Source organism: Ilumatobacter sp. (assembly GCF_039969435.1).
Classification (GTDB): domain Bacteria; phylum Actinomycetota; class Acidimicrobiia; order Acidimicrobiales; family Ilumatobacteraceae; genus Ilumatobacter_A.
Genome location: NZ_JBDVNU010000021.1, coordinates 112,693 through 125,771, shown reverse-complemented (window position 1 = coordinate 125,771; position 13,079 = coordinate 112,693). Strand labels below are relative to the sequence as shown.

General features: G+C 67.7%; 11 protein-coding genes and 1 tRNA gene. 10 read left to right on the top strand and 2 right to left on the bottom strand.

All coding sequences use genetic code 11. The features are described from left to right. Positions 1-3: 3 nt before the first annotated feature. From hrcA to ABJK40_RS12325, 7 genes are all read left to right on the top strand, one after another. Positions 4-999: a heat-inducible transcriptional repressor HrcA gene (gene hrcA, locus ABJK40_RS12355; RefSeq protein ID WP_348479574.1), complete on the top strand. Its 996-nt coding sequence runs from the start codon at positions 4-6 to the stop codon at positions 997-999. Positions 1,000-1,083: 84 nt separating this feature from the next. Then, positions 1,084-2,220 carry a molecular chaperone DnaJ gene (gene dnaJ / locus ABJK40_RS12350; protein WP_348479573.1) on the top strand — a complete coding sequence of 379 codons (1,137 nt, stop codon included), beginning with the start codon at positions 1,084-1,086 and terminating at the stop codon, positions 2,218-2,220. 77 nt (positions 2,221-2,297) lie between these two features. Beyond that, complete coding sequence (locus ABJK40_RS12345; RefSeq protein ID WP_348479572.1) at positions 2,298-3,002, top strand: RsmE family RNA methyltransferase; 705 nt, start codon at positions 2,298-2,300, stop codon at positions 3,000-3,002. Between the two features lie 108 nt (positions 3,003-3,110). Then, the gene (locus tag ABJK40_RS12340) at positions 3,111-3,614 is read left to right on the top strand and encodes a transcriptional regulator (RefSeq protein ID WP_348479571.1); all 504 of its coding nucleotides are present in this window, start codon (positions 3,111-3,113) and stop codon (positions 3,612-3,614) included. Positions 3,615-3,673: 59 nt separating this feature from the next. Beyond that, a complete protein-coding gene (gene hemW, locus ABJK40_RS12335) occupies positions 3,674-4,759 on the top strand; it encodes a radical SAM family heme chaperone HemW (RefSeq protein ID WP_348479570.1) in 1,086 nt (361 codons plus the stop codon). Between the two features lie 46 nt (positions 4,760-4,805). Next, positions 4,806-4,879 (top strand) — tRNA-Val (locus ABJK40_RS12330). A 69-nt stretch (positions 4,880-4,948) separates the two neighbouring features. Next, complete coding sequence (locus tag ABJK40_RS12325) at positions 4,949-5,983, top strand: hypothetical protein (protein ID WP_348479569.1); 1,035 nt, start codon at positions 4,949-4,951, stop codon at positions 5,981-5,983. 23 nt (positions 5,984-6,006) lie between these two features. On the opposite strand, the gene ABJK40_RS12320 is transcribed toward ABJK40_RS12325, so the two are convergent. Together ABJK40_RS12320 and ABJK40_RS12315 are read right to left on the bottom strand one after the other, a co-directional pair. Next, positions 6,007-6,876, bottom strand: coding sequence for an alpha/beta fold hydrolase (locus tag ABJK40_RS12320; protein ID WP_348479568.1), 870 nt, complete (start codon positions 6,874-6,876; stop codon positions 6,007-6,009). A gap of 17 nt (positions 6,877-6,893) precedes the next feature. Further along, positions 6,894-8,000, bottom strand: a complete 1,107-nt coding sequence (locus tag ABJK40_RS12315) for an acyl-CoA dehydrogenase family protein (RefSeq protein WP_348479567.1) — start codon at positions 7,998-8,000, stop codon at positions 6,894-6,896. 198 nt (positions 8,001-8,198) lie between these two features. Here ABJK40_RS12315 and ABJK40_RS12310 point away from each other — a divergent pair, with 198 nt between their 5' ends. The 3 genes from ABJK40_RS12310 (at position 8,199) to ABJK40_RS12300 (ending at position 13,068) form a co-directional block, all read left to right on the top strand. Next, positions 8,199-10,421 (top strand): NADP-dependent isocitrate dehydrogenase, encoded by a 2,223-nt coding sequence (locus ABJK40_RS12310; RefSeq protein ID WP_348479566.1) that lies wholly within the window; start codon positions 8,199-8,201, stop codon positions 10,419-10,421. A 136-nt stretch (positions 10,422-10,557) separates the two neighbouring features. After that, entirely contained in the window at positions 10,558-11,823 is a 1,266-nt protein-coding gene (locus ABJK40_RS12305) for a citrate synthase (RefSeq protein WP_348479565.1), read from the top strand. Positions 11,824-11,925: 102 nt separating this feature from the next. Further along, a complete protein-coding gene (locus ABJK40_RS12300) occupies positions 11,926-13,068 on the top strand; it encodes a hypothetical protein (protein WP_348479564.1) in 1,143 nt (380 codons plus the stop codon). Positions 13,069-13,079: the final 11 nt, after the last annotated feature.

The window sequence follows — 13,079 nt, the reverse complement described above, 5'->3', positions numbered from 1 at the left end:
ACGATGTTGGACGACCGAAAGACGGCGATCCTCGCCGCCGTCGTGCAGGAGTACATCACCACGGCGCAGCCGGTCGGCTCCGCCAGTGTCGCCCGCATGCCGTCGGTCAACGTGTCGTCGGCGACCGTGCGCAGCGAGCTGTCCGCCCTGGAGGGTGACGGATACCTCGTCCAGCCGCACACGTCGGCCGGGCGGATCCCGACCGATCGGGGATACCGCTACTTCGTCGACCATCTGACCACTCCGGGCCGACTCGACCGTGCAACGCAACGTCAGGTGGGCGACTTCTTCTCCGCGGCGCACGGGCGACTCGAGGAGATGTTGCACCAGACGTCGAACCTGCTGGCGGAGCTGACCCACAGTGCTGCGGTCGTCGTCGGTCCACGGGCCGAGGCCGTCGCAGTGAGGCGTGTGCAGTTGGTCGGGCTGTCCGACACCGCAGCGACCGTCGTGGTGGTGTTCGTCAACGGCTCGGTCGAACACGTCACGCTCGATCTGCTCGACGGGGACGACGACGATCGGCTGAGTGCCGCCAGTGCCCACCTCTCCGCACAACTCGACGGACGCGTCCTGGAGGTGGTTCGTTCACTCGACCCCTCCGGCGACGCAGCGCTCGACCGACTGTCGGTCACGGCACTCGAGCGGATGCGCACCATCGCGGCCGCCGACCACGTCTACACGGGCGGTGCGTCGGAGGTGGCGCGGGCATTCGACGCCGTCGAGGTGGTCCGATCCGTCCTCCACACGTTGGAGCAGCAGTTCGTCGTCGTGTCACTCGTGTCCGACATCGTCGATCGGGGGATGTCGGTGGCGATCGGGGTGGAACACGGCGTCGAGCCGTTGTCGGCGTGCTCGGTCGTGGTGGCCCCGGTCGTGGTCGACGGCGAGCATCTGGGCTCGGTCGGTGTGTTGGGTCCGACGCGGATGAACTATCCGCAGGCACTGGCGACGGTCGACGTCGTGAGCGAGCAGCTCGGCCAGCGGATCGAAGAAGGCTGACCCGGGACGGTGCACTGCTCCCGGGCGAACCGCGGAGCGGCGACGGCCGAATTCGGTGCAGTTCACGGCATCCTGTGAGCCGCCATGGCTGACTTCTACGACCTCCTGGGTGTGTCCCGCTCGGCATCGGGCGACGAGATCAAGAAGGCGTACCGCAAGCGCGCCCGAGAGCTGCACCCCGATGCGAACCCGGACAACCCCGAGGCGGAGGCCCAGTTCAAGGACCTCGCACGCGCCTACCAGGTCCTGTCCGACGACCAGCAGCGTTCGCGCTACGACCAGTTCGGCGAGGCGGGCGTCGGAGGCAGGTCGGGCGGCGCGGGATCCGCCGACGACCTCTTCGGCGGCGGGCTCGGCGACATCTTCGAGACCTTCTTCGGTGGCGGTGGCGGGAGCCCCTTCGGTGGAGGTCGCCAGCGGGGTCCGGCGGGTCCGCCACGCGGGCAGGACGTCGAAGTCATCGCCGACATCGACTTCGTGCAGGCGGTGTTCGGTGACCAGATCGACGTGCAGTTGAAGCTGCCCGTCCGGTGCGGAACGTGCGACGGCTCCGGGGCGGCGCAGGACACACAACCCGTCACGTGCAGCGAATGCGGTGGGAGCGGCCAGGTACAACGCGTCCGCCAGTCGCTGCTCGGCCAGATGGTGACGGCCTCGCCGTGCACCCGCTGTGGCGGGCTGGGCGAGGTCATCGCCTCGCCGTGCGACACGTGTCGTGGCGAGGGTCGTGTCACCGAGGACACGACCTACAAGGTCGACGTGCCCGCAGGTGTCGACACCGGGTCGACACTGCGTCTGACGCGACGAGGAGCCGCAGGACCGCGCAAGGGGGCCAACGGTGACCTGTACGTCCACCTGCGGGTGCAACCCGACGAACGGTTCGATCGCGACGGCGACGATCTGGTGACCGACGTGCCGATCTCGATCGCGCAGGCTGCGCTCGGAACCTCTCTCACGCTCGAGACGCTCGACGGTGACGAGGACCTCGTGATCCCGCACGGCACGCAGCCCGGCCGCGAGTTCATCCTCCGTCAGCGTGGGGTCCCGCACCTGCAGGGGCGGGGTCGGGGTGACCTCATCGCCCGGGTACGGGTCGAGGTTCCCACGAAACTCGACGACTCCGAAGTCGCATTGCTCACCAAGTTCGCCGATGCACGCGGCGAGCGGGTCGGCAACGGCAAGGACGGGATCTTCTCACGCATCAAGTCGGCGTTCACCTGAGTGACAGGTGATGTCGGAGGTGCGCTGGTCGCCGTGGTGCCGTCCCCGAACGAATGCGTGATCGCCGGGGTCGTGTGATGGATGGTGTGCCGGAGAGCGACGATCTGCGCAGATCCGCGACGCACGTCCTGCTCGAGGATGCCGACACGCTGCTCCACGACGTCATCGTCGTCGGCGACGACGTCGAACACCACCTCCGCCGGGTATTGCGCCTCCGTGACGGGGAGTCGGTGTCGGTCACCGACGGGGCCGGCCGCTGGCGGATGTGCGTCCTGCGCGATGCATCGAGCGGCTCGCTCGAGGCCACGAGCTCGGTCGTCGCGGCGGGTGCGCCAGCGGGCTTCACGCTCGCGTCGGCGATCCCGAAGGGCGACCGCGTCGACTGGATGGTGCAGAAGGCCACCGAACTCGGTGCCGATCGCGTCATGTTGTTGCACGCGGAACGATCGAGCGTGAGGTGGAAGCCCGACCGCTCGGCGAAGCAACTCCTCCGGTTGCAGCGCATCGCCGACGAGGCGTTGCGGCAGAGTCGTCGCGTCTGGCGATGCACGATCGTCGGACCGGTGGCCGCGATGGACGTGCTCGCGGACGCGACGATCGCCGAACCCGGCGGCGAGGCGATCCGTGGCGACGAGGCGATGGTCGCCATCGGACCCGAGGGCGGGTGGTCGGACGTCGAGGCCGAAACTGCGGGTCGACGTGTCTCAATCGGCGCGAACATCCTGCGTACGGAGACTGCGGCGGTCGCCGCAACCACACTGAGAATGGTCGGTCACCACTGAGAGATGTTTTCCGAGGCGCGCAGACGTGTAGATTGGCAGCGCACCATTCACCGTGTCGTCGACCCTGATGGCATCACTCCACCCCAGTTGAGAGGCGGAACTCACCACATGGTTACTTTCGACGACGATGCTCCATCTGCGTACAGCCAGCAGGTCGGCGAGCGTTTGCGGGTCATCCGCAAGCAGAAGCGGCTGTCACTGCAGGAGGTCGAGGCGCAGTCGAATCAGGAGTTCAAGGCCTCGGTCCTGGGTGCCTACGAACGTGGGGAGCGAGCGTTGTCCGTGCCACGCCTCGATCGCCTTGCGCAGTTCTACACGGTGCCGATCGAGCAGCTCCTCCCGCGTGAGATCACCGGGAGCGAGGCGGCTGCGATCGATTCCCCGATCAACAAGAAGCTCGCCATCGACGTGTCGAAGTTGATGCAACTCAGCGGATCGCCGTTCGAGATGCTCGCCCGCTACCTGCGTCTCATCCAGGTGCAGCGCCAGGACTTCAACGGACGGGTCATCACGGTGCGCGGCGACGACACCCGTGCCATCGCCGCGATGCTCGACGTGCCCGTCGATCAGGTCGGCGATCGGCTCCTCGCCCTCGACCTCCTCTTCCGCTGAACCGGTCCCGATCCCACGACCCCGGCGTCGGCGCTCGCCGTCGGTTGTAGGTTGCGGTCGTGATCGCTGTCGAGCCGTTCGGGGTGTATCTCCACATTCCGTTCTGTGCGTCGAAGTGCGACTACTGCGCATTCGCCACGTGGACCGATCGAGGTCATCTGGTCGACGCGTACCTCGACGCGCTGATGGTCGAGATCTCCCGGGCGGTCGACTCCGGGCTCCCACGCGCGACCACGGTCTTCGTCGGTGGAGGCACACCGACGCTCGTGCCTCCCGAGAGACTGGCAGCCGCCATCGACTCGATCCCCGTCACGGCGGGAGCCGAGGTGACCGTGGAGTGCAACCCCGACGACGTCAGCGTCGACATGCTGCGAACGTTTCGCGACGGCGGCGTCAACCGCGTCAGCATCGGCGTGCAGTCGATGTCGGACCACGTGCTGGTCTCACTCGGGCGGACCCACGATCGGGCCAATGTGGCGCGGGCGGTGGACGCGGTGCGTCAGGCCGGTCTCCCGAGCTTCAATCTCGACCTGATCTACGGCGCGGCGGCCGAGTCGGTCGACGACTGGACCTCCACGGTGGAGGAGGCGATCGCCCTCGACCCACCTCACATCTCGGCGTACGGCCTCACCGTCGAGGCCGGGACGGCGCTGGCCGCTCGACCCGAGCGGTTCCCGGACGACGATGACCAGGCCGACAAGTACGAGATCGTCGACGACCGCCTGACCGATCACGGGCTGGCGAACTACGAGGTCTCGAACTGGGCGCGACCCGGCCACGAATCAGCCCACAACTTCTTGTACTGGCGTCAGCAGGACTACCGGGGATTCGGCTGTGCGGCGCATTCCCACGCCGACGGGCGCCGATGGTGGAACCTGCGCACGCCCGACCGCTACGTCGACGCAGTCGGTCGTGGCGAGTCGGTCGAAGCCTCCTCCGAGACCCTCGACGCCGAGTCCCGCCTGTTCGAGCGGCGCCAACTGCTGCTGCGGACGCGTGACGGGATCCCGGCCGACTCGTTCTCCACGGCGACGCTCCAACTCCTCGACGGAATGGTCGTTCCCCACCCCGATCGGCCCGACCACGTGGTGCTCACGCGACGGGGTCGACTGATGGCCAACGAGATCAGCACGAGATTCGTCTGACCAGGTGGGCAGCGGCGACCGGAGTGGTAGTGTCGGTGCCCGCTGAGGGCGCATAGCTCAGTTGGTTAGAGTACCTGCATGACACGCAGGGGGTCGGGGGTTCGAATCCCTCTGTGCCCACCGGAAACCCCGCTTCGATCCACGTGATCGGGCGGGGTTCTTCGTTTTTCGGGCACGTATCCTGACCGCGTGCAGGAGTTCCGACCAGCGGATGTGATCGAGCAGGACACCCGCCTCGCCGAATCGCTGGCGGAGGGCGATCTCGCTGCACTCGACGAACTCGTCCAGCGCTACGGACGCGCCGTCGTGGCGGTCGTCGACGACGACGACGGAACCCAACGCGTGGTCGAGGTGTTCGCCCGGCTGTGGACCGTGCGTCACGACATCGAGCCGGGCACGGACTTCGCGCCGCTGGTCGGGGGATTGGCGGCCCACGCCGTCGGGCGGACCTCCGACGAGGTCGCCCCGACCTGGGCAACGGCGATGGCCGTCGACGCAGTGGCCGACGACGCCCGAGCCGGGCTGCGGGAGTTCCACGTCGGGGGTCGGGATCTGGCCGACGATCTCGATCGACACGAACTGCGACTCCGCCGCCGACTCGCCCATCTCGGCGACGACGCACTCGTGGCGGCTGCGCTGCGCGACCCGGCGCCCTGGTCCGACCCACCCGTCGATCTGGTCGCGAACGTGCGTGCGGCCGTCACGCACGATCACGAGCCGCCGGGCCGTGACGCGGGTGCCGGAGTCCCCGGCACCGGCGTCGACGACGAGGCGATCGACGGCCCGGGCCGCGTCGCCCGGTCCCTGCGACCCGTTCTGCTCGGTCTGTCGGGCGCAGCAGCGGTGCTGCTCGTCGCGATCATCGCTCTGAGCGCGGCGAGCGGATCGGTCGACCCGGTCGCCTTCACCGCCGACCTCACGCCGACCGGAGCGATCCTCGACGTCGACGGCGGCGAGGTGACCGTCACCGAGCGCGACGCTGGACTCGAGATCGAACTCGACGCCCCGACGCTTCCGCGGCGTGCCGGCGACCAGTTCTACGAGGGCGTGCTCGTGTTGCAGGACGGCACCGAGTTGTCGGCGGGGAGCTTCAACGAGGGCGATTCGGTGACGCTGACCGCCGGGGTCGACCTCGATCGTGTCGAAGCGTTCAACGTGGTGACGCGATCGATCGGAAGTGACTCGGCCGACGTCGTTCTCAAGCTCGCCGTGCCGCGCGCCTGACCGCGACCGACCGGCTCGGACCGTCAGGCTGCGAGTTCGTTGCGGATCGCAGCGGCGATGGCCGAGGCGCCGTCGACGCCGAGGAGCAGGGTGTAGTGATTCGTGCCCGGCACCGTGGTCCAGCGGTGATCGGGGAACGCTTCGACGGTCTCGTCGGAGATCAGCGGCGGGAGAGCACCGAGCATCCCCTCGGGTGCGCGCACGATCGTCGTCGGCTCGTTCCGTCTGGTCAGGACCGTCCGGACGTGCTCGTCGAGCAGGAGTTCCCGACCGTCGATCAACACGGCCGCCTCACTCACCGCGCTGCGGAATCCACCCGGTGCCTCGACGAGGTCGGCGAGCAGTGTCCGCTGCAGGTCGAGCCCGATGCCGTCGGTGAACGCGGGGTGTTGGGACCACATCGTCTGATACGACACCCGGTCGGGCCAGGTGACCCTCAGTCGTGCGACGGCCGGCCCGAGGGAGGCGACCAGCGCATCCTCGATGTCGCCGTCGGGGAGCGTGAGGGGGGTTCCACCGTCGACGAGCACGATCCCCCGGAAGAGTTCGGGATGGAGTTCGGCCGCCAACAGCGCGACGAATGCGCCCATCGCGTGCCCGAGGAGGATGACCGGTTCGCCGAGGTGTCCAGCGATGGTCGCCACGTCGGACGCGTGCGCCCGCAGGCCGAACGGTCCGGCGTGGGCGTGGCTCCTGCACCGACCACGCAGGTCGACCGCCACCACGTGGGCGCCTCCCGAGAGTTGGTGTGCGAGCGGATCGAAGTGCCACCCGTTCGCGGTGATCCCGTGGACGGCGAGCACCGTCGGAGCGCCGTCGATGCCGCTCCACCGGAGCGCGCCGAGGGTTCCACCGGTCACGTCGAACGAAAGGAAGTCCGGCCGCCTCGTCATCGTGTCATCCTCCCGGTTCAGCGCGGTTCGCGCGGCAGGCCGAGAACCCGTTCGCCGAGGATGTTGCGCATGATGTTCGACGTGCCACCCATGATCGTGTACCCCGGTCCGTACGAGAATCCCCGGGTCACATCGGTCCACAGCGTGGCCTCGGCCCCGAACGATCGGGCCACGAACTCGGCGACGTCGAGTTCGTGCTCGGTGCAGAAGCACTTCGTCGCCGCCGAGAATCCGGCGGGCGCCTGGCGCAGCACCTCGCGGGTCACGAGGATCCGGCCGAGGCGGTAGGCGGTCTCCAGTCGGGCGATCTCCTGGCGCACGATCGGGTCGCTGCGGTCGGCGCGCTCCAGGGCCAGTTCGTAGAGCGCACGGTTCGAGACGAGCCGGTCGATGCCGCCGCGTTCGTGTTCGAGTTGCACCATCGTCTGCTTGAAGGCGTTGCCCTCGACGCCGACGAGGTTGACGGCCGGAACTCGCACGTCGGTGAAGTACACCTCGCAGAAGTGACGATTGGTGGTCATGTCGGTGATCGGTCGCACCTCGATCCCGGGCGTGTCCATCGGGACGATGACCTCGCTGATCCCGCGATGGGGCGGACCCGACGAATCGGTCCGACAGATCAGGTAGCAGTAGTCCGCATCGCTCCCGAAGCTGGTCCAGATCTTCTGGCCGTTGATCACGAAGTCGTCACCGTCGCGAACCGCTGACGTGGAGAGCGAAGCGAGATCGGACCCGGAGTCGGGCTCCGACATCCCGATGCACCACGTCGTGTCGCCTGCGAGCATCGGTGGGAGGAACTCGGCCTGCTGGTCGGGGGTGCCGTAGGCGATCAACGTCGGGCCCATCTGGCGGTCGGCGAACCACATGGCGGCGATCGGAGCACCGGCCGCAATCAGTTCCTCCCCGACGATCAGCCGATCGATCTGCGGGCGCCCCCCGCCGCCGAACGCCTCGGGCCAGCACATGCCGACCCAGCCCAGCGCACCGAGTTCTCGGGCGAATTCCTTCGAGTACCCGTTGATCCACGAATCGTTGTGGCGCCCGTACCGACCGACGGCATCGGCGGCGACCTCACGGGCCCTGGCCCGCAGTTCGATCTGGTCGGGGGTCCACGCGAAGTCCATCGCCACGCAGGATATGCGTTCGTCATCCACCTCCCCCGATCGTTCCCCATGGCGTGCCGGACACCGCACCACCTTCGCAACGGGCGGCAGGAGCTGCGGGAGCGGCGGTCGGCGGGGGCGCGCTAAGGTGGTAGACAAGTACAAGACAAGTGGCCGGGATGTCCGGTCCGCAGCGCCTTCCACGAAACCGGAGCACCCATGACCGAATCCACGATCATCTACACCATCACCGACGAGGCACCGGCGCTCGCCACCTACTCGTTCCTGCCGATCGTGCGGGCCTTCGCCGGTGCAGCCGGCGTGGACGTGGAGACCCGTGACATCTCCCTCGCAGCGCGCATCCTCGCTCAGTTCCCCGATCGTCTGACGGCCGAACAACAGGTGCCCGACGCGCTCACCGAGTTGGGTGAGATCGCCCTGACCCCGGGCGCCAACATCATCAAGCTGCCGAACATCTCGGCCTCGATCCCACAGCTCACGGCAGCGGTCGCCGAACTGCAGGCCCTCGGCTACGACCTGCCCGACTTCCCGAACGACCCGCAGACCGACGAGGAGCGCGACACCCGTGCGAGGTACAGCGTCGCCCTCGGTTCCGCGGTGAACCCCGTGCTGCGCCAGGGGAACTCGGATCGCCGCGCTCCCAAGGCGGTCAAGGAATACGCTCGCAAGAACCCTCATTCGATGGGTGCCTGGTCGGGTGATTCCCAGACGCACGTCTCCACGATGGAGGCCGGTGACTTCGCATCGAACGAGCAGTCCGTCACGATGGAGACCGCCGGCGACATCCGGATCGAACACGTCGACGCCGACGGCGCCGTGACCGTGCTGAAGGCCGACTTCCCGGTCCTGGTGGGCGAAGTCGTCGACTCGACCGTCATGAGCGTGTCGGCTCTGCGGACGTTCCTCGCCGAGCAGGTCGCCGACGCCAAGGATCGCGACGTGCTGTTCTCCCTGCACATGAAGGCCACGATGATGAAGGTGTCCGACCCGATCATCTTCGGTCACGCCGTCGAGGTGTTCTTCGCCGACGTGTGGGCCAAGCACGGCGACGCGTTGCGCTCCGTCGGTGCCAACTCGAACAACGGCCTCGGGGGAGTGCTCAAGGCGATCGAATCGCTGCCCGCCGATCAGCAGGCTGCGATCGCCGCGGACTTCGACGCCGCCTACGCCGCCGGTCCCGACCTCGCCATGGTCGACTCCGACAAGGGCATCACGAACCTGCACGTTCCGTCCGACGTGATCATCGACGCCTCCATGCCGGCGATGATCCGGGACTCGGGGAAGATGTGGAACAAGGCGGGGGAACGTCAGGACGCCAAGGCGGTCATCCCCGACTCGTCGTACGCCGGCATCTACCAGGCCACGATCGACGACTGCATCGCGAACGGCGCCTTCGACCCGACCACGATGGGGACCGTCCCGAACGTGGGCCTGATGGCCCAGAAGGCCGAGGAGTACGGCAGCCACGACAAGACCTTCGAGGCGCCGTCGGACGGTGTGATCCGTGTGGTCACCGCCGACGGTGGTGTGCTCATGTCGCACGAGGTCGAGGCGGGCGACATCTTCCGCGCGTGCCAGGTGAAGGACGAGCCGATCCGGGACTGGGTGCGCCTCGCCGTGTCCCGTGCCCGCGCGACCGGAGCGCCGGCGGTCTTCTGGCTCGACCAGGAACGGGCCCACGACGCCCAACTGATCGCCAAGGTCAAGACCTACCTGCGTGAGCACGACACCACCGACCTCGACATCTCGGTGATGAACCCCACCGACGCCACGAAGTACTCGCTCGCCCGCATCCGTGACGGACAGGACACGATCTCGGTCACCGGCAACGTTCTGCGCGACTACAACACCGATCTCTTCCCGATCCTGGAACTGGGGACCTCGGCCAAGATGCTGTCGATCGTGCCGCTGCTGAACGGCGGCGGGCTGTTCGAGACCGGTGCGGGCGGGTCCGCGCCCAAGCACGTCCAGCAGCTGATGAAGGAGAACTACCTGCGCTGGGACAGCCTGGGTGAGTTCCTGGCCCTCGCCGTGTCGTTCGAGCACCTCGCCGAGGTGACCGACAACGACGCCGCGCGGATGCTCGGCGACGCTCTCGACACCGCGACCGGGCAGCTGCTCGAGAACGGCAAGTCGCCCGCGCGCCGCCTCGGGCAGATCGACAACCGGGGGAGCCACTTCTACATCGCGCTGTACTGGGCGCAGGCGCTCGCAGCACAGACCGAGAATCCGGCGGTGGCCGCCCGGTTCGCCCCCCTGGCGGCCGCGTTGACCGAGAACGAGGAGACGATCAACGAGGAGCTGCTCGCCGTGCAGGGCCATCCCGCCGACATCGGGGCCTACTACCAGCCCGACGACGCGAAGGCCGGCGCCGTCATGCGTCCGAGTGACACCTTCAACGCGATCCTGGCCACGCTCTGATCGGTGGCCGACATCGATGCGTCGATGTCGGCCACTGCGTTGCGGTCCGACGAGCGAACAGCAGTTATCGTGACCACGTGTTCGGAGAGGATCCTCCGAGCACGACCCACAACCCTGGAGCCACGGAGGAAGCCACGTGCCCGACACGATCACCATCACCGACGACCGCACCGGAAAGACCGTCACGGTCCCCATCGAGGGCGGTGTGTTCTCTTCTTCGGCGTTGCGTGAACTCGATCCGAGCCTCTTCATGTACGACCCGGCGTACATGTCGACGGCGGCCACGCAGTCGGCGATCACGTACCTCGACGGCACCAACGGCGTTCTGCGCTACCGCGGCTATCCGATCGAACAGCTGGCCGAGAAGTCGACGTATCTCGAGGTCGCCTATCTCCTGATGAACGGCGACCTGCCCGACACGACGCAGCTCGACCAGTGGACCCACGACGTCACCCATCACACGTTCATCCACGAGAACATGCGCAAGCGTTTCGTCGACGGTTTCCACTACAACGCCCACCCGATGGGAATGTTCGTGTCGGCCGTCGCAGCGCTCGGCACGTTCTACGACGGAGCGAAGAACATCGAGGATCCGGTCTCGCGCAACCACCAGGTTCTTCGCCTCATCGCGAAGGCCCCGACCATCGCCGCCATGTGCTACCGGTTCTCCGTCGGCCTGCCGTTCAACATGCCCGACAACGACCTGTCGTACTCGGCCAACTTCTTGAACATGATGTGGAAGATCGGCGAGAACTACGAGGTCGACCCGCGCCTCGAGCGGGCGATGGACATCCTGTTCATCCTGCACGCCGACCACGAGCAGAACTGCGGAACCACCGCGATGCGGGTGATCGGTTCCAGCCATGCCGACCCGTACTCGTCGGCCGCCGGCGCTGCCTCTGCCCTCTACGGGCCCCGTCACGGAGGCGCCAACGAGGCCGTCATCCGCATGCTCACCGAGATCGGCTCGATCGACGACGTTCCGGCGTTCGTCGAGTCGGTGAAGAAGGGTGAAGGCCGACTCATGGGATTCGGCCACCGCGTCTACAAGAACTTCGACCCGCGTGCCACGATCATCAAGAAGGCCGCGTACGACGTGTTCGACGTGACGGGCAAGAGCCCGTTGCTCGACATCGCACTCAAGCTCGAAGAGGTCGCTCTGTCCGACCCCTACTTCATCGAGCGCAAGCTCTACCCGAACGTCGACTTCTACTCGGGCCTGATCTACCAGGCGCTGCGGTTCCCGACCGAGATGTTCACGGTGCTGTTCGCCATCCCCCGCATGTCGGGCTGGTTGGCGCACTGGGACGAACTGCTCGTGGAGGGCCAGAAGATCAGCCGTCCCCGCCAGTGGTACACCGGCGCCGACGAGCGTGACTACGTGGATCTCACCGACCGCTGACCTCACGTCGCCCCGGTTGCTGTCGGGGTGACGAGGTCGGGTCGTCCGACACCGACCGAAAATCTCCCGAACCGACCTCGTCGGTGCGCGAGAGTGGTCCGCATGAAGCGTCTCCTCCCGCTCGTCATCGGCGTCCTCCTCGCCGCATGCGGTGACCCGGTCGCGCCCGACGGCGAGGCTCCCGGCGGTGGGGCCGGCTCCGACAGCGAACCGGTGTCGGCGCCCACCGATCCTGCGTCGTCGGACGTCGAGACGGTGTCCACCGGTGCCGACGATCCGAGCGCGACCGGAGCGACCTCCACGTCCGCGGTCCCCGACTCCACCCCGTCGGAATCACCGACGACCGCCGTCGAGCCGACCGACCCTCAGCCGACCGACCCGCAGCCGAGCGATCCACCGACCGAACCATCGGCGACCGAGACGCCGATGCCGACTGGTGTGCCGACCGATCGGGTCGTCCGCTTCTTCGCCGGTGGTGGCGCGCCGGGCGTTCCCTGGGTGCCGCTCGGTCACTGGGACGGCACGGACTGGCAGGGGCTCCAGTACGCCGATGTCGGCATCCTCGACCCGCTGCCCACCTCACCGATCGCGTCGGTCGCGGCGACGAGTCTCGACCTTCCCGACGGCGCCGACGCGGTCGTCACCGGGCTCACGCTCGGCGATGGGCAGCCGTACTGCTCCGGCGAGGAGGCGGGGCCGTTGATCGATCTACCGACGCAGCTTCCCGACACGGCGGTCTCGCTCGGGTACGACGCCGTGGCGGTCACGGCCGACTGGCCGTTGCAGCCACGCCCCGTCCGCCAGGTCGGACTGCAGGTACCGGAGTACGCCGCGATCGGAGCCCGTCTCCTGGCGGATCAGGTCGGGACGGCGAACGACGGATCGGTCGTCCAGGCGGTGCGCGTCGACCTCGACGGCAACGGCGTCGACGAGGTGCTCGTGACCTACGAACGCCAACAGGCCGGCGACTTCGGTGGCGACGGCGACTTCACGAGCATCTACGTCCGCTACCCGTCGTCCGACGCAACCGTGATCGACGAACTGCTGGTGGCACACGTGTCCACCGAACCGGTCGACTTCCCGACGCCGGGCCGTTACACGATCGCTGCGGTCGCAGATCTGAACGGGGACTCCGTGATGGAGGTGATGGTCCGTGGTCGCTTCTGGGAGTCGGGTGGAGTACAGATCTTCGCACTCGACGCCGGGCGCCTCACCGGCGTCGCGTCGGGCGGCTGCTCGATCTGAATCGTCGCCCA